Below are 21,247 nucleotides of genomic sequence, written 5' to 3' on the forward strand. Positions count from 1 at the left end.
TATGACTAAGAGAAAAGTGATTCCGAGTCTGCGATCACTCGCAGATCAAGAGCGCGCAACGGCTAAGAAGGCCCGCGCATCGTGGCAGATGTTCACGATTATGGCAGAGTTTATCGAGGCGACCGAGTACCTCTCGGAGATTCGCCCGGCTGTCAGCATCTATGGTTCAGCACGCCTGAAACCGAACTCGCCGTATTACAAACTGGCCACGCAAATCGCGCGCAAGCTGTCGGACGCCGGCTTCGCGGTGATCTCAGGCGGCGGCCCCGGCATCATGGAAGCGGCCAACAAGGGCGCACATGCGGGTAAGGCGCCGTCGGTCGGTCTGAACATCGAACTGCCACACGAGCAATCGGGCAATCAGTGGCAAGACATCTCGTTGCGCTTCCGCCATTTCTTTACGCGCAAAGTCACGTTCGTGAAGAACTCGGATGCGGTGATCGTGATGCCGGGCGGCTTCGGCACGCTGGACGAGCTGGCCGAAGTACTCACGCTGATTCAAACCAAGAAGTCGCGCCACGTGCCGATCATTCTGGTGGGCGCCGAGTTCTGGGAAGGCCTGCTTGCGTGGTTCAGGAGCTCGCTCACGCCGATGGGCCTGATCAATCCGACGGATATGGACTTGATGCAGGTGATCGACGACCCGGACCAGGTGCTCGACGCAGTGCTGAAGTTCTACGAAGACCGCGAAGAAGCCGAGCCGCATCCGGCCAAGTCGGATGAAGACCGGATGTTCTATCTGTGATCTCCGGCGGCGTGTGAGATAGCGCGTGAGATAGCGCATGAGATAGCGCGATACAGGTCGACCCAGGTTGACACGAACTAGCGGGCGGCCTCCATGCCGCCCGTTTCCGTTTCATCGGCCTGATCGCCTTGCGCTTGCAGCCATTCGCAGAACTGCGCCACCAACGGCGCCTCCGCCACCTCGCGTCGTGCGACCCACCAATAGCCGCGTGCATCGATACGCGGACCCGGCAGCGGCACCACGAGCCGCCCCGACGCCAGTTCGTCCGCCAGCAACGGCAACGGACCGAGCGCCACGCCGAGCCCGTCCACCGCAGCCTGCAACGCCAGATAGAAGTGATCGAACGACTGCTTCTTCCTGCATTTCGCCGTCACGCCTGCTGCCGATAACCAATTGCTCCATGCTTCGGGCCGCGTGTCCGAATGCAGTAGCACGTGCCGCGCGAGATCGTCGGCGACATTGATCGGCGAGCGTTGCAGCAATGCAGGACTGCACACCGGAATCTCGCTCTCGTCGAGAAAATGGCCGCTCACGCAGTTCTGCCAGTGGCCCGGCCCGCGCCGCACAGCGACGTCGAAACTGTCCAGGGTTTCAACGGGCGCATTCGATGTCGATAAACGCAGTTCCACGTTCGGCGCCTTGCGCTGAAACCGATTCAGGCGCGGCAGCAGCCATTTCATCGCGAAGGTGGGCAGCGCATTCACTCGCAGCACACGGACGACGCCCGTGTCGCGCAATTGGTCGGTGGCGAGCGCGATGCTGTCGAACGCGGCCTGCACGGTCGCCAGATAGCGGCGGCCGTCGTCGGTCAAACGCACGCGCTTGCCGCGGCGATGGAAAACCTGCACGCCGAGCCACGCTTCGAAAGCGGCGACCTGCCGGCTGATTGCACCGTGCGTCACATGCAATTCGTTCGCCGCCGCGGTGAAGCTTTCATGCCGCGCGGCAGCCTCGAAGGCGCGCAGCGCCGGAAAAGGGGGAAGGTTACGAGCCATGCTTGTGATTCTAGATCACAAGCGCGGGCTCAAAAATCGTTTTGTTTGCCGGCGGTTCGGCGCTAACCTCCGGAGCATGAACTGGAAGCTTAGCGATATGGACCACAATCTCACCTCGTCCGAGTCCGCACTGGCGCCGGCGCCTACACCGACGCTGCGGGAAATCTTCGGCGGTTTTCTCGGCCTCGGGCTGATTTCGTTCGGCGGCGCGCTGCCGCTCGCGCGGCGCGCGCTGGTCGAACGGCGCCACTGGCTGAGCGCGGCGGAATTCACGGACCTGCTTGGCCTGTGCCAGTTTCTGCCGGGCGGCAACGTGATCAATCTCTCGGTGGCAGTTGGGATGCGCTTTCGCGGCGTGCCCGGCGCGTTGGCCGGCTTGCTCGGATTGATCGCGGGGCCATCGCTGGTGGTAATCGGCCTTGGCGTGTTGTACGAACGCACGCAAGACGATCCACATGTCCGGCATCTGTTCGCCGGTCTCGCCGCGGCGGCGGCCGGTCTGCTGGTCTCGATGGCCGTGAAAATTCTGCTGCCGTTACGGGATAAACCGATGGCGGCGCTGATCGCGGCGCTCGGCTTCATCGCGATCGCGATCATGCGCCTGCCGCTCCTACCGACCATGCTGGTGCTCACGCCGCTCAGCATCTACATAGCGTCGAGGGCCGCACGATGATCGATACGCTCATTTCGCTCGCCGTCATTTTCAGTCAGCTTTCGCTGCTCGCGTTCGGCGGTGGCAATACGATTCTTCCGGAGATGCAGCGTCAGGTGGTGGACGTGCATCACTGGATGCCGGCCAGCGAATTCAGCGCGCTGTTCGCGCTCGCGCAAGCCGCGCCGGGACCGAATCTGATGATCGTGACGCTAGTCGGCTGGCATGTGGCCGGCTGGGCGGGGATGCTGGTGACCTCGGTGGCGAAGTTCGGGCCGTCGTCGATCGTGACGATTCTCGCGCTGCATACCTGGAATCGTTTCAAAGACCGCCCGTGGCGGCGTTATGCGCAGGCCGGGCTGGTGCCGGTGACAGCCGGCATCGTCGCGGCGAGCGCGGCCTTGATCGCTGAAGCGTCCGATCCGACAGCGATCGCGTGGGCGATTACCGCCGTAGTAGCGGTGCTGGCGTTGAAAACGCGTATCCATCCGCTGTGGCTGTTGGCGGCTGGAAGTCTGATTGGGCTGACGGGGTTTGGGCAGTTTTAAGCCAAGAGTAAGGCGAGCTGCACCGGCGCTCGCCTGCGCCTTATAAAAAACCGCTTACTGAAACGCTACTTCAGCGAAACTGCGCAGCTTGCGGCTATGCAAACGATGCAACCCGTTCATACGCAGCAACTCCATCGCCTTCACACCGATCTGCAGATGCTGGTCGACCTGCGCGCGATAGAACTGATCGGCCATGCCTGGCAGCTTCAACTCTCCATGCAAGGGCTTATCCGACACGCAGAGTAAGGTGCCGTAAGGCACGCGGAAGCGGAAGCCGTTCGCGGCAATCGTCGCGCTTTCCATATCCAGCGCGACGGCGCGGCTTTGCGACAAGCGCTGCACCGGCTCGCGATGATCGCGCAACTCCCAGTTGCGGTTATCCACGCTCGCCACCGTGCCCGTGCGCATCACGCGTTTCAACTCGACGCCATCCAGCTGCGTGACCTGTGCAACCGCGCGCTCCAATGCCACCTGCACTTCGGCAAGCGCTGGAATCGGCACCCACAGCGGCAAGTCGTCATCGAGCACGTGGTCTTCGCGCACATAGCCGTGCGCCAGCACGTAGTCGCCCAGACGCTGCGTGTTACGCAGCCCGGCGCAGTGGCCCAGCATGATCCACGCGTGCGGACGCAGCACGGCGATGTGATCGGTGATCGTCTTCGCGTTCGACGGCCCCACGCCGATGTTGATCATCGTGATGCCGCTGCCGTCCGCGCGCTTCAGGTGATACGCGGGCATCTGCGGCAGACGCGGCGGCGCCGTGCCTTCCTGCGCCTGCTCACCGAGATTTTCGTTGTACGTGATCACGTCGCCCGGTTCGACGAACGACGTGTACTCGCTGCGGTACGCGCGCAGTTCTTCGTCGTCGGTATGGGCCATTATCGTGCGGCCGAGTTTGACGAACTCGTCGATATAGAACTGGTAGTTCGTGTACAGCACGTAGTTCTGGCAATGCGTGGGCGACGTCGCCGTGTAGTGCTTCAGCCGATGCAGCGAGAAATCGACCCGCGCCGCCGTGAACAGCGCCAACGGATGCGGCTCGCCCGGCAGCGGCTCATACGTGCCGTTGACGATGCGGTCGTCGAGCAGCGCGAGGTCCGGCGTGTCGAATACATCGCGCATCAGAAACAGACGCTCGCGATCCAGATCGCCTTCGAGGTGAATACCTTCGGCGAACGCGAAATGAATCGGAATCGGCTGATCGGACACGCCCACTTCGATCTGCACGTGATGGTTCTTCGCCAGCAGGCGCAATTGCTCGCGGTAGTAGTTGCCGAACAGATCAGGCCGCGTCACGGTCGTCTCGAACACGCCCGGACCCGCGACGAAACCATACGAGCGGCGCGAGTCGATATGCGTGTTGACTTCCGTGCACACTCTGACGAACGGGTAGCAGGCGCGCACGCGGCGTTCGAACAATTCGTTGCGGCGGTAGCGCGCGAAGGCGTCGCGCAGAAACGAGGTGTTCGCTTCGTAAATGGCGGACAGACGGGTGACAGCCTCGGCGGCGTCGTCGAAAGATTCGGTTGGGAAGCTGTTGGCGGGAGTCTGCACCGCGCGTTGATTGGTATCGTTGTTCATCTTCATTCGCCTCAATTGATGAGACGACATTACCACGGAACCCGGGCTCGCAAAATGACCGTGCGGCGCTTGCGGCAAATGCGCCGGCAACGGCTGCGAGATTGCGGGCACGCCGCGCGAAAGCGGCGCAAAATAAGGCGATCGCGCCCGTAGGCAAGGCTGGATTTGCTAGAATCGGGGCACCATATCGGAGAATCACCATGAAGCCGCGCCTTCCCATCGCCGTTGCGCTGGCCCTCGCCTTCGGCAACGCCGCGATGGCTGCCCAGCCCGTCGATGCCACGCCGCCCCCGGATCAACCGCAGTCCGCCAACGAACGGGCCGGCCTGCCGGACCTGAAGGCAATCAACCGGCCGGCCGCGCAAGTCAGCTCCAAGGTCGAAATCAACGTGCCGCGCACACCGAGCTTCTACGAGCGCAGCGCCAACGGCACCGAAATCACCGAATATCGCGATAAAGGCAAGCCCGTCGAGATCAACGTGCATTCGAACCTCGGCACGCGCTATCAGATGAGCGCGCCGCTCGACACGTCGCCCAGCGTGCGTGACAACGGCCGCGCCAGCACGCGTTTGCCGTCGGTGAATCTGCGCTATTGATGGATGCCGGAGCGGCGGCCCGGCGTAAGCCGCCCCTTCGATTCCGCGCGGCCCGCGAGACATCGCCACCGGGTCTTCAGCCCGCTTGCTGAATTGCAGCGCCCGGTTACGGCGCTTAGTAGCAGCTCCGACTCGCCACCCTGCCTTACCGCGCTTTCGACACCGCTTTTTGACACACCGACACACCTCGCACTGGCCGCAACGCGCCAGCCCGACCAACCTGATCCGACGCTTCCCGCATGGCTGTCTTCACCGCTGTCACCGAACCCCAACTAGCAGAATGGATGCGCCATTACGATCTCGGCGAAGTCGTCGAATTTCGCGGCATCCCGTCCGGTATTGAGAACAGCAACTTCTTTCTGACGACGACGCGCGGCGAATACGTCCTCACGATTTTCGAAAAGCTGACGGCCGAACAACTGCCGTTCTATCTCGATCTGATGCAGCATCTGGCGGCGCACCGCGTGCCGGTGCCGGACCCGATGCCGCGCGAAGACGGCGCGCTGTTCGGCACGCTGCACGGCAAGCCGGCCGCGATCGTCACCAAGCTCGAAGGCGCGCCTGAGTTGGCGCCCGGCGTCGAACACTGCGTCGAAGTCGGACAGATGCTCGCGCGCATGCATCTGGCGGGCCGCGATTACGCGCGCCATCAGCCGAATTTGCGCAGTCTGCCGTGGTGGAAGGAAACGGTGCCGACCATCCTGCCGTTTCTGGAAGGTGCGCAACGCGAGTTGCTGTCGTCCGAACTCGCTTATCAGGAAGCCTTCTTCGCTTCGGCCGATTACGCAGCACTGCCCGAAGGCCCATGCCACGCCGACCTGTTTCGCGACAACGCGCTGTTCGCGCACGCCGCACCGGAGACCGGCCACGAAGTGCGCCTCGGCGGCTTCTTCGACTTCTATTTCGCCGGCTGCGACAAGTGGTTGTTCGACGTCGCCGTCACGATCAACGACTGGTGCGTCGACCTCGCCACCGGCAAGCTGGACGGCGCGCGCACCGAAGCCATGCTGCGCGCCTACCAGACCGTGCGTCCGTTCACCGCCGAAGAAAATCGCCATTGGGGTGACATGCTGCGTGCGGGCGCGTACCGTTTCTGGGTCTCGCGCCTGTATGATTTTCATTTGCCGCGCGCGGCCGAGCTGCTCAAACCGCACGACCCCGGTCATTTCGAGCGCATTCTGCGCGAACGCCTGACCGGCGTTGCACTTCCAGGCATTCATACCTCATGCAACTGATCGAAGTCCCCGCGAAAACCGGCTATGTGTGGTTCCGGCAGGGTATCTGGCTGTTCCGCAAGAATCCGCTCGCGTTTCTGACGCTGTTCTTCACCTACCTGCTGGTCATGACGCTGGTGTCGCAGATTCCGGTGATCGGCGGCGTGCTGCCGCTGGCGTTCATTCCAGGCGTCGCAGTCGGCTTCATGGCGGCGTGCCGCAATACGATCGCCGGTAAACCGGTGTTTCCGACCATTCTGGTAGACGGCTTTCATTCGTACGGCCCCGTGGTCGCCAAACGGCTGCTGGTGCTCGGCGTGTTGTATGTCGTCGCGATGGCGCTGGTGCTCGCCGGCTCGGCGCTGGCGGACGGCGGCATGCTGCTGAAGGTGATGCTCGGCGGCGTAGCAATGGATCAGGACGCGATCGCCAACAGCAATATCCCGCTCGCGGTGGTCACTGCATTCGCGTTCTACATTCCGGTCGCGATGATTTTCTGGTTCTCGCCGATTCTCATTGCGTGGCACGACGTCCCGCCGGTCAAGGCGATGTTCTTCAGCCTCGTCAGTTGCTGGCGCAATCGCGGCGCGTTCATCGTGTTCGGCGCGCTGTGGTTCGCCGTGGCGATGACAGTGTCGCTCGGTTTGTCCGCGGTGATGCAGGCGCTGGGCGCAGGCGACTTCGCATTTGCGATCCTGATGCCCGCCACGATGATCGTTACGACCATGCTGTATTGCTCGTTCTACGCGACCTATCGCGGCTGCTTCGGCGTGCAAGCGCCCGAAACACCGGACCTGCCGACCACCCCGGCGGCTTGAGTGTTTTTGCGCGCGGACGCGGGGCGCTGATCCGGCGCTCGCACGCCGCTCCGCTTTGGGCACCGCCCGTCTTCGCTGCTTCCTCGAATCCCCAACCGCACTCGTCAACGCAGGGTGATTTGCGGCACAATAGTTTGCGCGCAATCGATTTGCACGCTCTTTCGGACGAGATGCATCATGACCCAGCGCCCCGCTTTGCCCTTCACGCTCGACGAGCAACTCTGCTTCGCGCTCTATTCGACCTCGCTCGCGATGACGAAAGCGTACAAGCCGCTACTCGACAAGCTCGGCCTCACGTACCCGCAATATCTGGCGATGCTGGTGCTATGGGAAACCGACGACGTCACGGTCAAGGACATGGCCGCGCGTCTGAATCTCGACTCGGCCACGGTCACGCCGCTGCTCAAGCGCCTGGAGACGCAAGGCTACCTGGAACGGGTGCGCGGCGTCGAAGATGAGCGACTCGTCTACATCCGGCTGACCAAGGCCGGCACGGCACTGAAGCGCCAGGCGCGCGAAGTGCCGGCGGAAATTTTCTGCGCGACCCAGCAGACGCCCGAATTCCTGCTTCGTCTGCGCGACGATCTGACGCGCCTGCGCACCACCCTCAACGATTACATGGACCACTAGCCAGCCTGCTGCAAAAGCACGCTATCGGTTCGATACGTAAATTAATTTGCACACAAATTATTTGTGTACTATCTTTATCACATGCCGCTTCGATAGCGATCAGCCAGAACGGCAAGCAAGCAGCGGCAAGCATGCAGACCCTGACCACCCAGATTAAGGAGCAGCAAAATGAACGTACTTTACAAAGCAACCGCAACCAGCACCGGTGGCCGTGACGGCCGTGCAGTGTCGTCGGACAATGTGCTGGACGTGAAACTGGCCGCACCGCGCGAGCTGGGCGGTAACGGCACGGTGGGCACGAACCCGGAACAGCTCTTTGCCGCCGGCTACTCGGCCTGTTTCCTGAGCGCGATGAAGTTCGTCGCCGGCCAGCGCAAGCAAGTTTTGCCGGCAGACACGCAAGTCACGGCGGAAGTGGGCGTCGGCCCGAACGACAACGGCGGCTTCGCGCTCGATATCGAATTGCGCGTTTCGTTGCCCGGCCTCGCCGCGGATGCGGCCAACGAACTGGTCGACGCGGCGCATCAGGTCTGCCCGTACTCGAACGCCACGCGCAACAACGTTGCGGTGCGTTTGCAAGTCGCGTAAGCGGCAAGCTTGCTGAACTACGGCGGCCAGTGTCACGCCGGCCGCCATGAACAGCGCCCTCACCTGGCAAGACCGGTGCGGGCGCTGCGCTTTTTGCAGACGCGGCACGCTCCATGCGGCATCGATCCGGTCGGTTTTGCAAACTGTGGTGCATGCGGCGCCGCATGCGTGCCAGCATCGGCAGGTAGCGCTCGGATCCCGCGCTTTATCGAAAAACTGGGTGTTCCCGACGATGTGGTCAGTGCTGTAACTGCTGATGGCGATTGCCGCGGGGGGCGTGCGGAAGCGCGATGGCCTGAATGCGGCGATCGTCTTGTGGGTGTCAACGGCTGCTGTTCAACGCGGCCGGGATGTGGCTGTTCTTCAGCCCGTATCGGCCGGGCGTTGCACTGGCCGATATTGTGGTGCTGCTGGTGTTGATCGTCGCGACGATGTTCGCGTTCCGGCGACGGGACCGCTGGGCAGGCGGCTTACTGATGCCCTATGTAGCTTGGGTGGTGTTCGCCGCGGGGTTGAATCACGCGTGATGGCAATCGAATCCGGCTGTCTGTAAGTTCATGACAGCTTGGGCGCTTCACCCGAACAGCAACAGCTTAGTGCTGGCTCATCCACGACGGTTGGCGGGGGGTCGCCTCGCGATCCAGCTTGCGCATACGGAATTCGAGGTCGTACAGATCAGTAGCTTCGGCAAGAAATGCGTCAGCGCGTTCTTTTGCAAGCTGATCGGGCGATTTGGTCAGAAACAGGAACAAGCGGCTCAGCAGGTACATGGTCAACCTCGACGATGAATTTAGGCGTTAACGCCTAGGGGATAACCCCTATTATAGGGAAAACCCTAGGAATACGCCAATCCTCTTTTCGAAGTGTTGTTCCTACGTCACCTTTCGCCGGCTGAGGCCGTACTGACGGCACCTTCCGCAATACGGCCGGCGCCTGTGCGGCGCTGATGCCTGAAGAACTCCCACACCAACGTGCTCGCATCCGGCCCTTTGGCGGAGTGAAACGGCACCGCGTCGTCGCCGCCGCTCCAGGCGTGCGCGAGCCCTTGCACGCGGCACAGCCGCACCACGCGCCGGCCGCCACGCAGGTAGTCGCGCATAACCACGCCGCCTTTGCGTTCTTCACGCACTTCACCAGATTTGCGCGCGCCGCTCTCGTCGACGATCCGGTTCAGCCGGAGAAATTGCGTTGCCAGTTGGTCCGCGTTGACAGGCGCGACCACATGATCGGCGTCGCCGTGGATGATGATGGCCGGCATGCCGGGATATTCCGTCACATTGACGACTTCGTCGACCAGTTCGGCCGGTTCGCCGCGCGCGCCACGGCGCATCACGTCCATCGCCGTGATACCGGAACGGGCCTCGCCCAAAGCCGGGCCGGAATGCAATGCGACTGCCGCAAAATGCTCCGGATGGCTGAGCGCCAGCAGCGCCGTCAAGCCCGCGCCCGCAGAAATCCCGGCGACGTACACTCGCTCGCCGTCGAACCCATGCTGCATGACGAGTGCTTCCACCAGCGAAACCACGGCGCGCGCCTCGGCGCCGCCAGCGCTTTCGCTAGCGTCGTACCAGTGCCAGCAGCGGTGCGAGTGCACGTGCTTCGACTGCTCCGGATACACCACCGCAAAGCCGAACTGGTCGGCCAGCACATTCATGCGCGTGCCTTCGGCGAATTCATCGATCGATTGCGTGCAGCCGTGCAGCATCACCACCAGCGGCATGGCTTCGAGCGCATGGCCGGACGGAATGTACAAACCATACTGAAGATGATTGACGAGCCGCCCGGGCGACACAGGCGCCGAATGGAACGAGCGGGTCCACGAACCGCTCGCCCAAGCCGATGCACGTGGACGGACGCGCGATTCCCGGGCGACGGCGCGCGGCGCGTCGCGTTTCGCGGGAGTGCGCACCGCGGTCGCTTGCTTGAGCGGACGGACCTTCGTCGAAGACTTGGTGGTGGCGGGCCGCACCGGATGCGCGGTGGTGCGCCTAGTGGTTTTGTGAGCGTGCTCGGTCTGAATCGCGAGCAGCCGCTTGAGACCGCGTAGCCAGATTTTCGATAGACTTTTTGCCATCGGCGGGTAACCTCGCAAAAAGGGACAGGAGCCGTTCGGTAGAACGACGCTTCGTTGTGCAATGCACAATAACACCAATCCTCATGCGATGCTGGAAGCATTAGTCCCCGCCCAACACCGAAATTTCCGCTTGACGAACCTTCCCTCGGGGCTGGCGTCAAACCGCTTCATGGCTTGTTCGCCAACTAACCTTCAGCGACAAAAACGCGGCACCGCGTCAAGTCCGCGTTGTGGCCCCCGTCTATACTGGCGGTTAAATAATTGACGTGCGAGCCTCATGCTGCGTCGGCGATTCGCGCCGTTCGCGCGTTAGATCACTACCAACCCGATTCTACGCGGCCCTGGCCGCGCTTTTTGCCATGCCCGATTTACCTCCCCATCTGTGGTATTTGATCACCAGCCTCGGCGGCGCCGGCATGACGCTGCCGCTCGCGCTCGCCATCGCGCTTTGGCTGACGGTCGGATACACATGGCGACTGGCTACGGGTTGGTTGTTGTTGCTTGGCGCGGCTGTTGGCATTGTGACCGTCACCAAGCTGGCGTTCCTCGGCTGGGGCGTCGGCGTGCGCGAACTGGATTTCACCGGCGTCAGCGGCCACGCGATGTTGTCCACCGCCGTGTACCCGGTCGCGCTGTTCCTCATGCTATTGCCGACGCGGCCGGCGATTCGTCTGATCGGCGTGCTGCTCGGCCTCGCTGCGGGCATGGCCGTCGGGCTGTCGCGGGTTGTGCTCAGTGCTCACTCGCCGTCCGAAGCGATCACCGGCTGCCTGGTCGGCGCGCTGGCCGCGCTGGTTTTCGTGCGCATGGCGTGGAACGCCGAGCCGGGCCGGCTGTCGGCGCTGTCCGTCACCGCGAGTCTGATGATCCTCGCGGTGACAATGCACGGCGTGCACGTGCCCACTCAGCGCTGGGTCACGCATATCGCGCTAAAGGTTTCCGGTCACGAAAGGCCGTTCATCCGCGCACGCTGGAAGGCCACGCGTGACGACCGCGCCACCGTAGCGCCACTCTCGCAGACCCTCAACACGCTTGCGCCGCCGCGCTCGTCCGGCGTCTAACGCACTCCCCGCAGGTTCGTGAGCCGCTTTATGCGTCCGGCTGAATATTCGTCACGAGCCACCGTTATAACCTTTCATATATTACGATAGCGTTTTAACCCGTTGCTCCGGTCCATGCCGGGGCTTTGAGCCGTCATGACACTGTCCCGCCGTTTTCTGAAACATGCGCTGTTCATCGCCAGCGCCGTCTCCGTTGCCGTCAGCGCCAATGCGCGCGCCGACGAACTGGTCGTCTCCGCCGCCGCCAGCCTGACCAATGCGTTCAAGGCGGTCAGCGAGGTCTTCGAACAGCAGCATCCGGGCACCAAGGTGCTGTTGAACTTCGGCGCGTCCGACGTGCTGATGCAGCAGATCGCCAAAGGCGCGCCCGCCGACGTGTTCGCCTCCGCCGATCAGAAGGCGATGGACAAGGCCGCAGCCGAAAAAGTCATCGTGCCGGCAAGCCGCAAGGACTTCGCCGCCAATTCGCTGGTGCTGATCGTGCCGACCGACAGCCGTTTCGCGCCGGCCACACTGAACGATCTGACATCGGCGAATGTGAAGCGCGTCGCTTACGGCGATCCGGCGTCGGTGCCTATCGGCCGTTACGCGCAAGGCGCGTTGCAGGCCGCGGGCGTCTGGGACGCTGTCAGCGCCAAGGCCGTGCTGGCGGCTAATGTCCGCCAGAGCCTCGACTACGTGTCGCGCGGCGAAGTCGACGCCGGCTTCGTATTCAGCACCGACGCCGCGGTCATGCCGAACAAGGTCAAAGTCGCGCTGAACGTGCCAACGCAAACGCAGATCACCTACCCGATCGCGCAGGTCGAAGGTAGCCGCCACGCTGCGGATGCGCAGGCGTTCATCAGTTTCGTGCTATTGCCGGCCGGCCAGGCAGTGCTCGCGAAGTACGGCTTCAAGCCGGCGCATTAATTTGCGTCATTGTTTTGCGTCATTAATCAGCCTCATTAAAGATCTCGCACGCTCATGCAACAGGCCTGGATTCCGCTCTTGCTGTCGCTGAAAGTGGCGGGCTGGGCCACTGCGCTCAATCTGCTGTTCGGCGTCGCCGCCGGCTTTGGCTTGTCGCGCTGGCGTTCGGGCGCGCGCGACGTGATCGATTCGCTGCTGATGCTGCCGCTCGTGATGCCGCCCACCGTGCTCGGCTACTACCTGCTTGTGCTGCTCGGACGACGCGGCGTAATCGGCGCCTGGCTCGACCGCGTCGATATCCAGTTGGTGTTCACCTGGCAAGGCGCGGTAATCGCATCGACAGTGGTGGCGTTCCCGCTGGTGTTGAAATCGGCGCGCGCCGCCTTCGAAGCCGTCGACCCACAGCTCGAACGGGCCGCGCGCACGCTCGGTGTCAGCGAGACAGCGATTTTTTTTCGCGTAACGCTGCCGCTCGCCGCGCGCGGCATTCTGGCTGGCGGCTTGCTGGCCTTCGCCCGGGCGCTCGGCGAATTCGGCGCGACGCTGATGATCGCGGGCAACTTGCCAGGTCGCACGCAGACGCTTTCGGTAGCGGTCTATTCAGCCGTACAAGCCGGCGACGACGGCACCGCCAATTTCCTCGTGCTCGTCACATCGGTGGCGTGCGTGGTGATCCTGTTGCTCGCGGGCCGTCTGGTGCCGCAGCACACGCTTTTGACGTCCCGCTGATATGCCGCTCGCTGTCGACATCCGCAAGACCTTCAAGAGCGCCGAGCGCAGCTTTACGCTCGACGTATCGTTCCAGGCGACCACGCAGCGCGTCGTGCTGTTCGGACCATCCGGTGCGGGAAAAAGTCTGACCTTGCAGGCTATCGCCGGATTGCTGCGCCCTGACGAAGGCAGGATCACGTTGCACGGCAACGCATTATTCGACAGCACGCGCGGCGTCGATCTGAAACCGCAATCGCGCCGGATCGCGTATCTGTTTCAGGACTACGCGCTGTTTCCGCATCTGAACGTGCGGCAAAACATCGGCTTCGGGTTGCAGCCGGGCTGGTTGAACCCGCGCGCACGGATCGCGCATCCGCAAGTCGACTATTGGCTGGACGCGCTTGAACTACAGAGTGTCGCTGGGAATCATCCGGCGCAGCTTTCGGGCGGGCAAAAGCAGCGGGTGGCGTTGGCGCGAGCGCTGGTCGCGCAGCCTCGGTTGCTGTTGCTCGACGAACCGTTTTCCGCGCTCGATAGCGCTTTGCGTCAACGCATGCGGCGCGAGCTGTCGGACCTGCAAACGCGCCTGGACATTCCGATGGTGTTGATCACGCACGATCCCGACGACGTCGCCGCCTTCGGCGATCAGGTCGTGCAGGTCAGCGACGGCTGCGTACGCGAGAATCAGCCGTTCGCCGGCTACGCGCGCAGCACGCCGTAGGCGCGCGCCTTCAGTCCCGCCGTCAGTCTTTCACGCCGATAATCACGCTCGACGCCTTGAACGCCGCGATTGCGGTGCCGCCTTCTGCCAGGCCGAGCGTGTCGACGCTTTCGTTCGTGACGACGGCAGTTATCACGGTGCCACCTTCAAGCGCCAACGACACCTCCGCATTGACCGCACCGCGTTTCACGCTCTGCACCGTACCGCGCAGCTGATTGCGCGCCGACAGCTTCAGCGGCGCGCCGCTGGCGTCCTCGACGAGCAGCACCACCCACGAAGCCTTGATCAACGCGAACGCCGCCGAGCCTTGCGCGAGACCGAGCGTCTCAGTACTTTCGTGCGTAAGCACCGACACGATCGTGTGACCGCCGGGCAGCGCCAGCGACACTTCATCATTGACCGTGCCGCGGACGATGCTTGAAACCGTCCCGTACAGCTGATTGCGCGCGCTTGTTTTCACGCCGATGCGCCCGATCAGATCCCAATCCGTCGCGAAACCCTCGATTGCCGCGCCCGCGCGTTCGAGAAAGCGCCGATGCTCACGCTCGACGGCGCGAAACGTCTCGATCAGCTTCACCGCGCGCGGCGTGAGCGTCGTGCCGCCGCCGCCTTTCCCGCCGGTCGAACGCACGACGAGCGGCTCGCCAGCGAGGTTGTTCATTGTGTCGACGGCGTCCCACGCGCCCTTGTAGCTAATGCCCACCGCTTTGGCTGCGCTGGTGATCGAACCGGTTTCGCCAATTGCTGCAAGCAGCGCGATGCGTGCCGCGCCGCCGAGCGTTTGTGCGCCGGCCTGGAACCACACTGAACCACCGAGTTCGAGCGGTTCGTGGGACGAATCGGGGTAGTCAGACGTCATGGCGGAGAGCGGTCGATGAGCGGAGGAAAGGGCAGCCATTGATTATAGCGACGCAGGCGTCGATGGACGGCTACACGAGGCGCCCCCGCCGACCTCGAAACCGGGTAGATGGGATACTTCAATGCGAAGGTTAGAACAGCATGTCCTTTATATTTTTCGGCAGCGCCGGTCTCGAGCGGGCTGCTGTCTCGCTCGCCGACCGCTTACAGCGCGTACTGCGCAATCCCATTGCCGAACGATACACATGCCGAACGATACACAATATAACACTTGCATCGAAGCGGCCAAAAACCAAGCCACGTAAGGCTTTGCGCCATTTTCACCTCTTCCTGACGCCCGCCTGCTCCAACTGTTCTCACTGACTTGACGGCATGACCGGCCACCATGCCCACGGTCTGCTCCCTCCGGGTCCAGTGCGCGCCGTCTCGCAAGGCGAACCTCCCGGATTTACACCTATCAAGCCAGCCAGGCCCGACTGGCTGTCCGTTCCGCGATGTTTTGACAGACGCGCGCGACCCGGTTCAAATATCTGTATCTTGATTTCTCGAGACGGCTTCCCTACCGTCATCGCTGACGTTATATCGATGAGGGAGGGCGCTATGCACGCCGTATTGCACGCGCAAACGTTTAACCTTGTCGCGATCACCGATCTCGGCGCGCACGACGAGGTGAAGACGGTCACCAACGATATCGAGCACGTGCTCGCGTCGCTCGTCGAGGCCGGCCGGCTCATACCCGGACACCCGTATCAGGCGGGTGCTCTACTGCGATAGCGAAGGCATATGGGACAGCGTGGTCATCGACGGACAATGCCGGTTCGTGCGCTTCGAACCCATCGCAGTGAAACTCGAGGATCGCCGGCGCGAACAACCTGAAACGCGCATAGTGCAATCGCCAAACAGGACCATTTAATGACGTGCATCATAGTTCCCCGTTGAAAAAAGGCGCGCTCCAAGGCGGCGACGCCATTCGATTCCATTGGCACGGACCACTGAGAGATGGGCCGCGTTTAATGCCGCATGAGAAACCCCGCCGAAGCGGGGTTTTTGACTTATTTCCAGTTCGCCATTTCCAGCAAGTCTTTCAAGAATTTATTCTGTTCTTTACGCAGGTCATAAACGCATTGCTCGTATATCGCTGGAAACATGGACCCATCATGCACGGTCTTCCACATTGCCCCGGCGTTTCGCTGCAATTCGCAATACTTCACTCCCTGATCTTGCGCCGTCATATATTGATGCAGCAACTCCGCGTGCATGTTGCCAGCCGGAATCGTTTTGCGAACACTTCCATACAGATGTTTATTATCCGCAGTCAGGTCCGTGCTCAGACCGTGGTAACACTGCGCGTCGGAGTAACCGCCACCCAAATGCTTCAAGCATTCAGGATTGGTTTTCGCAGCTACCAAGCCGGAAACAAAGGCTAGAGCGACAAAACAAGCTAGGCGCGATTTAGTGTGATGCATCGTAGACTCCTGCCGCAAACAGACGAGCTTCTCCATATCGCCGACGCCGAACCCCCTTGTTTGCTCCGACTCGATATGTGAGTATATAGTTGAACATTTTATCATAGTGTCCCGTGTTGATTTTTCTGATTATTTCATTTGCGCCACCATACGATCCACAATTATAAACGATGCTAACAATGGCATCGCACTCGTATTGAAATGATGGAACGTGGATATCAGAGTTCAATCGAGCCTCGACCTCTTTTATGGCTCTCTTTTTGAAGGCTCTCGCACGTTCCAAAGTAATTGCATCTCCAATGTTGATATGATCGGACGAGATTATTCGATGTCCACATCCAACCGTTGGAATTCCCACGTTGTCAAGGTATGCAGTCAGAATGAATCCCTCTATCACTTTGTGACCTGCATAGGATCTGCTGAGAGACGTGCCGCGTTTAATGTCGCATGAAAAAACCCGCCGAAGCGGGGCCTGCTTGCTAGTCAATCGATCCTGATCGAATACAGATCGTGCAGGAAGTCGTTTTGCTCCTTTCGTAGAGTATAGTGGCACCGCGCGGTCATGACATCGTACAAATCCCGATGTGTTTTTGGCGAAGCGCCCAGTTTCCATGAATAAGCAAGGTTAACGGCTAGGTCGCAGGATTTCGCAACTTCATCCTGTGCGCGCATATACCGGTTAAGTTCAACTCTATTCGCACGGGTAACGCCCTGGATCTGTCTAATCTTTGCTGCGATTTTTTGATTATCTCCTTCGAGAAGTTTGGCATTATTTTCGTAGCAATCGAAATCGCCGAAACCACCCCCACCAATGTGTTGCATGCAGTTGGAATTGTCGATAGCCTCATCGGCGCGAACAACCTGAAACGAGCATAGTGCAATCGCCAAACAGGACCATTTAATGACGTGCATCGTAGTTCCCCGTCAAAAAAAGGCGCGCTTCAAGGCGGCGACGCCATTCGATTCCATTGGCACGATAAGTAAGGATGTAGTCTGGTATCGAAGAATAGACTCCGGTATTTACTTTGTCTACGAGTCTAGCGATTCCATTGCCTGGTCCTGCGTTGAATGCGACGCTCACCAACGCGTCATATTCATACTGTAATAGCGGGACATGCACGCGGCGATTGATAGCCCTTTCACTATCTGCTATATCCTTCTTGGCAAACTCCCGTGCACGCTCAACCGTAATCACATCACCGACACGCAAATGATCACTGGAAAGAACGAGGTGCCCGAGCCCGACCGTCGGGTTTCCCTTGCTATCGTTGTAGACTTTCAAAATCATCCCATCTACAACCGGCATGCCGAGATAAGTTCCGTTTAGTACTGAGCTTTCGCATACAGCCATAAATCGAATTCCGCCATCTGATAATTTCAACGGGTTGCATAAGCGAGATGTGAAAACCGTGACGTTCGAATTGGGGTTTGTGTTCGTTGTTGCCCTGCAGAGAGCGTCTGGCATATTTTTCTCCTTTCTTCGTGTGAGTTGTCATCGAAAGCGCGTTATTGCGCGACCTCGCGATGCCCGAGATAAACGTGAATGTCCTGCGCGCTGTCCCCCTATAGCGCGCGGAACTGCCCGACGAGTCGTTGATGCCGTGGATTAGCTCGCCCGATGGCATACGGACGATGTAATACGTGTCCGCGAGCACGTTACCGGCCGCGTCGATGAGCGTGAACTGTTCGTCGTAGATGAGCGACGGCGCGGACTCAGTCGCACGCGCAACCTGTTGTGGGATATCGCCCTGGTCATGAATCATCCAGCGTTGACCGTGTACCGCAATGACTCTCGGCGGTCTGGAACACTTGCATAGAACCTCGTCACCGCCGACCGCCTGGCGGCGCATGCCATTCACAAGATCAAGCATGCGGCGCTGTTCGCTGACGCCTGCGCCGCCGACGATGACACAAACGCTGTTACACGCGCTGCAATATGCCTCGTCACCAATAAACACCATGCGACGGCGGACGCCATCTTCGCCTTCGATATTGCAGATACCATTACCGCTCGCAAAAACCCGGCTTCCGTCGCGGCTGGTGAGCCGGTCGCCTCCGACCACTGCGTAGTAGGTGCCAGGCATTTACACCTTCCTGTGACCGAGATAGATCGCGAGACCGCGCGCGCCGTCTATCACGTGGCGCTCGCTCAGACCCATATCGTCTGTTGTGCCATGAACGAGCGAACCGGACGGCAGACGGATCGTGTAGTACGTCCGCCGAAGCGGCCTTCCGTTGCAGTCCCTCAGGATGAATTGCTGGCCATGACGGGCCGACCGGCCGCTGGCAACATGTGGTCTCATGACAACCTCCAAGTCAGTGCCGTTATGACTCGCCCACCGCGTTCGATGAATGTCCCGATAATCGCGAAACGGTATCGGGTGCCATTTCCTTCGCCTGCCTGTTCGTGCATCTGTTTGGTCCTCCTATGAAAAAATGCGCCAGCGGCGCAGGGGGTGAACAAGGCGCGAGATACCAGACTCGCGCCCCATTTCTCCCGAAACGTTTGCACAAATTCCAGGTCAATAAAATCAAACAAGTTCGAAAAATGAACGGCAAGTTGATGAGCGACCAGCCCGCGCCATGAATCGCGCGGGCTGGTCGAGGGGGGAGAATCGGGGAGGACTACCCAGAACAACCATGCAATGCGGCCCACCTGGCGCGCGCAGGAGGCCGTGGCGACTCTCCCGGGGGGCGGGCAACGGGGTAAAAAAAGCACGGAGACTGGCGCGCAACGCCTCTAGCGGCGATTTTCAGCCGGTGAGCCCACAGCCTGCCCCTCGGCGGCTTCGGCTACCCGAGCCCGGTTGTGTAGCGCGTCGGCCCGTTGCCGGGATGGGCCGTAAGAATCTGCCGGCGCGACGTCGCGGTCCGCCTGTGCGATGGCGAAGTGCGTCCAGGTGGTCTCATGGATCACCCTCTGGATCAGTCGGACAAGCCATCCGCCACTGGTTTGTACGGTGCCACGCTCAACCCATGAGCCACCGCCGGGATTCGGACTCCACGCGCCGTTGTCCAGCCGATAGGCACCGACGTTATTGCTGTTGCCCGTATTCGCCATCCACCGCCCAACGTCGTCGCCGCCTCTATCTTACTGTTGGCGATGTTGATGCCATCCCATACCCACCCTCGCCCGCCGCAAAAAATGTTGCCGTCGCTCGCGAACGCAACGTACCGTCCACCGTTGTTGCTGAATTCAAGCTCATCATTGCCGGCGTTGTAGTGCATACGCCAGCGAAAGTCCTGGTCCCAGGCGCGCGCAAGATCGATGTACGCGCCGTAACCGTAATCGGCGAGCTTGATGCTCCCGAAATTGATGCGCGTGCTGTGGCCGTTATAGTCGTCAGTCCAGAACTCCGTTGCCTGCCTGATCCTGCCGGTAAAACGCAGGTTTTTGCTTAATCTAAAAACTCATCATTTCAAGGTATCCAAGTGGACCTCGACCCCCGACAAACCGCCGCCGTCCGCGCGGTCATCGAAACCGGCAGCTTCGAGCAGGCCGCGACGCGGCTGAACATCACGTCGTCGGCGGTTTCGCAGCGTGTGCGGGCGCTCGAAACGCGTCTCGGCATGCCGCTGATCGTGCGCACACGGCCATGCCGCGCGACGCAGATGGGCCAGCGGCTGCTGCAATATCTGCGCCGCGCCGCGCTGCTCGAAGACGACTTCGCCAGCGATCTGGCGGGCGCCAATGAAGCATTGCTGCACGTCGCCGCCGCAGTGAATGCGGACACGTTGTCCACCTGGTTCTTCCCAGCGCTCTCCGAGATCCTGCTGCAAGAAAACGTGCTGCTCGATCTGACCGTCGACGACCAGGATCACACGCATGCATTGCTCGCATCGGGCCTCGCGATCGGCTGTATCACCACCGAACCGGCGCCGATGCGCGGCTGTTTCGCCGAGCGGCTCGGCGCGATGCGTTATCGGCTGGTGGCGTCGGCGGCGTTTGTCGAGCGGTGGTTTCCGAATGGACTGACGCGCGAGACCGCCCGGCGCGCGCCAGTGATTCTGTCCTCACGCAAGGACGCGTTGCAGGCGCGCTTCCTCGAGACGCGTTTCGGTCTGCCACCGGAGGCGTATCCGTGCCATTACGTGCCGGCGCCGGTGCCGCGTTACATGGCGATCCAGCGCGGTCTGGCTTATGGGATGGTGCCCGAACTGGAATTCCACCACGCCGTGGAGCATGGCGAACTGGTCGACCTCGCGCCCAGGCAGCCAACCGATGTCGAGTTGTACTGGCACGCGTGGAAAGTGCAGTCGCCCCGCCTCGAAAAGCTATCGGCGCGCATCGTCGAACTCGGCCGCGCGGCGCTGGGTCCGCCGGGCAGCAAAACCAAACGCAAACGCGCTGCCTGAGATCGAGGTCAGTGAAGGATCGGCGGCAGCGAACCGCTGCTGGCCGTAGCGGGATTGGCCGTTACGTTCGCGGGACTAGCCGGCGCGGCCGCGGATTTAGCCGGTGCGCTCGTGGGGGATACGGCTGGTTTGGCCGGCCCGGTTTTCGCCGCGACCTTCACCACGTGGGCGTGCCCCGCATGACCTTGAACCAGATTGGCGCGCATGATCTTAGCCTGACCGGGTTTCGCTTGAGCGAGCTGCGCGTGCGGCTTTTTACCCTGTACCACGACGGCCGGCTTCGACTTCAGCGCGCCCTTAACCGCCCCTTTGGCCGTAGTTTTGGCCGTACTTTTGGCCGTAGTTTTGGCCGCGACCTTCTTTACGTTGCCATGCGCCGGCTTCGCGCCGCTCTTCGACCCCGACGCCACCCGCTGCGCCGCATGCTGACCGCTCGCCGCGTGCTTCGGTGCCGTCTTCGCGCCAGTTGTAGACTTGAGCTTCGATCCATCCGCCGTTTTCTGTGCATGCTTCGCGGCATGTCCGGTGGCCTCGGGAGGATTCCACACTTCCGCATATCCAGCAGCCATTGCCGCGCCAGAAACACACCATACGGCAACTGCCGTTGCTATTACTCGAACCCACATCTGCAGCTTCTCCTGATCTTCGGCTTCGTAACGAGCCGGGATTATATTCCCTTGCAATAATCCATAATTGGACTAATATCAATATCAAGTACATATAA

General features: G+C 61.2%; 28 protein-coding genes. 15 read left to right on the top strand and 13 right to left on the bottom strand.

The genetic code is table 11. The annotated features are described in order from the left end of the window. Position 1 precedes the first annotated feature (1 nt). Positions 2-745, top strand: a complete 744-nt coding sequence (locus tag AC3WOG_RS34485) for an LOG family protein (RefSeq protein WP_492582186.1) — start codon at positions 2-4, stop codon at positions 743-745. 77 nt (positions 746-822) lie between these two features. Here AC3WOG_RS34485 and AC3WOG_RS34490 read toward each other — a convergent pair whose 3' ends face one another. Then, positions 823-1,740, bottom strand: a complete 918-nt coding sequence (locus AC3WOG_RS34490; protein ID WP_492582187.1) for a transcriptional regulator GcvA — start codon at positions 1,738-1,740, stop codon at positions 823-825. A 97-nt stretch (positions 1,741-1,837) separates the two neighbouring features. Between AC3WOG_RS34490 and AC3WOG_RS34495 the strand changes: the two genes are divergently transcribed. Together AC3WOG_RS34495 and AC3WOG_RS34500 are read left to right on the top strand one after the other, a co-directional pair. Beyond that, positions 1,838-2,413 (top strand): chromate transporter, encoded by a 576-nt coding sequence (locus AC3WOG_RS34495; RefSeq protein WP_492582553.1) that lies wholly within the window; start codon positions 1,838-1,840, stop codon positions 2,411-2,413. Then, positions 2,410-2,940, top strand: coding sequence for a chromate transporter (locus tag AC3WOG_RS34500; RefSeq protein ID WP_492582188.1), 531 nt, complete (start codon positions 2,410-2,412; stop codon positions 2,938-2,940). The genes AC3WOG_RS34495 and AC3WOG_RS34500 overlap by 4 nt, the downstream gene beginning before the upstream one ends. A 54-nt stretch (positions 2,941-2,994) precedes the next feature. On the opposite strand, the gene AC3WOG_RS34505 is transcribed toward AC3WOG_RS34500, so the two are convergent. Beyond that, positions 2,995-4,521, bottom strand: coding sequence for an AMP nucleosidase (locus tag AC3WOG_RS34505; RefSeq protein ID WP_492582189.1), 1,527 nt, complete (start codon positions 4,519-4,521; stop codon positions 2,995-2,997). A gap of 200 nt (positions 4,522-4,721) precedes the next feature. On the opposite strand from AC3WOG_RS34505, the gene AC3WOG_RS34510 reads away from it, so the two are divergent. The 6 genes from AC3WOG_RS34510 to AC3WOG_RS34535 all read left to right on the top strand — a co-directional run bounded on the left by AC3WOG_RS34510 (position 4,722) and on the right by AC3WOG_RS34535 (position 8,894). Next, on the top strand, positions 4,722-5,117 hold the full coding sequence (locus tag AC3WOG_RS34510; protein WP_492582190.1) for a hypothetical protein: 396 nt from the start codon (positions 4,722-4,724) through the stop codon (positions 5,115-5,117). Positions 5,118-5,356: 239 nt separating this feature from the next. Beyond that, a complete protein-coding gene (locus AC3WOG_RS34515; protein ID WP_492582191.1) occupies positions 5,357-6,352 on the top strand; it encodes a homoserine kinase in 996 nt (331 codons plus the stop codon). Further along, entirely contained in the window at positions 6,343-7,149 is an 807-nt protein-coding gene (locus AC3WOG_RS34520; RefSeq protein ID WP_492582192.1) for a BPSS1780 family membrane protein, read from the top strand. The genes AC3WOG_RS34515 and AC3WOG_RS34520 overlap by 10 nt, the downstream gene beginning before the upstream one ends. 177 nt (positions 7,150-7,326) lie before the next feature. Beyond that, positions 7,327-7,779 (top strand): MarR family winged helix-turn-helix transcriptional regulator, encoded by a 453-nt coding sequence (locus tag AC3WOG_RS34525; RefSeq protein WP_492582193.1) that lies wholly within the window; start codon positions 7,327-7,329, stop codon positions 7,777-7,779. Between the two features lie 168 nt (positions 7,780-7,947). Beyond that, entirely contained in the window at positions 7,948-8,367 is a 420-nt protein-coding gene (locus AC3WOG_RS34530) for an organic hydroperoxide resistance protein (protein WP_492582194.1), read from the top strand. 350 nt (positions 8,368-8,717) lie between these two features. After that, positions 8,718-8,894 (top strand): tryptophan-rich sensory protein, encoded by a 177-nt coding sequence (locus AC3WOG_RS34535; RefSeq protein WP_492582195.1) that lies wholly within the window; start codon positions 8,718-8,720, stop codon positions 8,892-8,894. 66 nt (positions 8,895-8,960) lie between these two features. On the opposite strand, the gene AC3WOG_RS34540 is transcribed toward AC3WOG_RS34535, so the two are convergent. Then, complete coding sequence (locus AC3WOG_RS34540) at positions 8,961-9,137, bottom strand: DUF3563 family protein (protein WP_074288982.1); 177 nt, start codon at positions 9,135-9,137, stop codon at positions 8,961-8,963. Positions 9,138-9,244: 107 nt separating this feature from the next. Next, positions 9,245-10,441 carry an extracellular catalytic domain type 1 short-chain-length polyhydroxyalkanoate depolymerase gene (locus AC3WOG_RS34545; RefSeq protein ID WP_492582196.1) on the bottom strand — a complete coding sequence of 399 codons (1,197 nt, stop codon included), beginning with the start codon at positions 10,439-10,441 and terminating at the stop codon, positions 9,245-9,247. Positions 10,442-10,800: 359 nt separating this feature from the next. On the opposite strand from AC3WOG_RS34545, the gene AC3WOG_RS34550 reads away from it, so the two are divergent. The 4 genes from AC3WOG_RS34550 to AC3WOG_RS34565 all read left to right on the top strand — a co-directional run bounded on the left by AC3WOG_RS34550 (position 10,801) and on the right by AC3WOG_RS34565 (position 13,843). After that, positions 10,801-11,502, top strand: a complete 702-nt coding sequence (locus AC3WOG_RS34550) for a phosphatase PAP2 family protein (protein ID WP_492582197.1) — start codon at positions 10,801-10,803, stop codon at positions 11,500-11,502. A 135-nt stretch (positions 11,503-11,637) separates the two neighbouring features. Further along, on the top strand, positions 11,638-12,411 hold the full coding sequence (gene modA / locus AC3WOG_RS34555) for a molybdate ABC transporter substrate-binding protein (RefSeq protein ID WP_492582198.1): 774 nt from the start codon (positions 11,638-11,640) through the stop codon (positions 12,409-12,411). A gap of 54 nt (positions 12,412-12,465) precedes the next feature. Further along, positions 12,466-13,140 carry a molybdate ABC transporter permease subunit gene (modB, locus tag AC3WOG_RS34560; protein ID WP_492582199.1) on the top strand — a complete coding sequence of 225 codons (675 nt, stop codon included), beginning with the start codon at positions 12,466-12,468 and terminating at the stop codon, positions 13,138-13,140. Position 13,141: 1 nt separating this feature from the next. After that, positions 13,142-13,843 carry a sulfate/molybdate ABC transporter ATP-binding protein gene (locus AC3WOG_RS34565; RefSeq protein ID WP_492582200.1) on the top strand — a complete coding sequence of 234 codons (702 nt, stop codon included), beginning with the start codon at positions 13,142-13,144 and terminating at the stop codon, positions 13,841-13,843. Positions 13,844-13,865: 22 nt separating this feature from the next. Here AC3WOG_RS34565 and AC3WOG_RS34570 read toward each other — a convergent pair whose 3' ends face one another. Then, positions 13,866-14,702, bottom strand: a complete 837-nt coding sequence (locus tag AC3WOG_RS34570; RefSeq protein ID WP_492582201.1) for a TOBE domain-containing protein — start codon at positions 14,700-14,702, stop codon at positions 13,866-13,868. Positions 14,703-15,301: 599 nt separating this feature from the next. Here AC3WOG_RS34570 and AC3WOG_RS34575 point away from each other — a divergent pair. Beyond that, entirely contained in the window at positions 15,302-15,475 is a 174-nt protein-coding gene (locus AC3WOG_RS34575) for a hypothetical protein (RefSeq protein WP_492582202.1), read from the top strand. 278 nt (positions 15,476-15,753) lie between these two features. Here the strand turns inward: AC3WOG_RS34575 and AC3WOG_RS34580 are convergent, their stop codons facing one another. From AC3WOG_RS34580 to AC3WOG_RS34610, 7 genes are all read right to left on the bottom strand, one after another. Beyond that, a complete protein-coding gene (locus AC3WOG_RS34580; RefSeq protein WP_492582203.1) occupies positions 15,754-16,167 on the bottom strand; it encodes a hypothetical protein in 414 nt (137 codons plus the stop codon). Next, positions 16,154-16,720 (bottom strand): lysozyme, encoded by a 567-nt coding sequence (locus tag AC3WOG_RS34585; protein ID WP_492582204.1) that lies wholly within the window; start codon positions 16,718-16,720, stop codon positions 16,154-16,156. Before AC3WOG_RS34585 ends, AC3WOG_RS34580 begins: the two co-directional genes overlap by 14 nt. Next, a complete protein-coding gene (locus AC3WOG_RS34590; protein ID WP_492582205.1) occupies positions 16,651-17,079 on the bottom strand; it encodes a hypothetical protein in 429 nt (142 codons plus the stop codon). The genes AC3WOG_RS34585 and AC3WOG_RS34590 overlap by 70 nt, the downstream gene beginning before the upstream one ends. Next, the gene (locus tag AC3WOG_RS34595) at positions 17,066-17,455 is read right to left on the bottom strand and encodes a lysozyme (protein WP_492582206.1); all 390 of its coding nucleotides are present in this window, start codon (positions 17,453-17,455) and stop codon (positions 17,066-17,068) included. Before AC3WOG_RS34595 ends, AC3WOG_RS34590 begins: the two co-directional genes overlap by 14 nt. Continuing rightward, the gene (locus tag AC3WOG_RS34600) at positions 17,430-18,251 is read right to left on the bottom strand and encodes a PAAR domain-containing protein (protein ID WP_492582207.1); all 822 of its coding nucleotides are present in this window, start codon (positions 18,249-18,251) and stop codon (positions 17,430-17,432) included. Before AC3WOG_RS34600 ends, AC3WOG_RS34595 begins: the two co-directional genes overlap by 26 nt. Continuing rightward, complete coding sequence (locus AC3WOG_RS34605; protein WP_492582208.1) at positions 18,252-18,470, bottom strand: hypothetical protein; 219 nt, start codon at positions 18,468-18,470, stop codon at positions 18,252-18,254. 622 nt (positions 18,471-19,092) lie between these two features. Next, positions 19,093-19,395: a hypothetical protein gene (locus tag AC3WOG_RS34610; protein ID WP_492582209.1), complete on the bottom strand. Its 303-nt coding sequence runs from the start codon at positions 19,393-19,395 to the stop codon at positions 19,093-19,095. A 198-nt stretch (positions 19,396-19,593) separates the two neighbouring features. Between AC3WOG_RS34610 and AC3WOG_RS34615 the strand changes: the two genes are divergently transcribed. After that, entirely contained in the window at positions 19,594-20,523 is a 930-nt protein-coding gene (locus AC3WOG_RS34615) for an HTH-type transcriptional regulator ArgP (protein WP_492582554.1), read from the top strand. A gap of 8 nt (positions 20,524-20,531) precedes the next feature. Here AC3WOG_RS34615 and AC3WOG_RS34620 read toward each other — a convergent pair whose 3' ends face one another. Continuing rightward, positions 20,532-21,092, bottom strand: coding sequence for a hypothetical protein (locus AC3WOG_RS34620; protein WP_492582210.1), 561 nt, complete (start codon positions 21,090-21,092; stop codon positions 20,532-20,534). Positions 21,093-21,247 lie beyond the last annotated feature (155 nt).

The organism is Paraburkholderia sp. FW306-02-B (assembly GCF_058782725.1).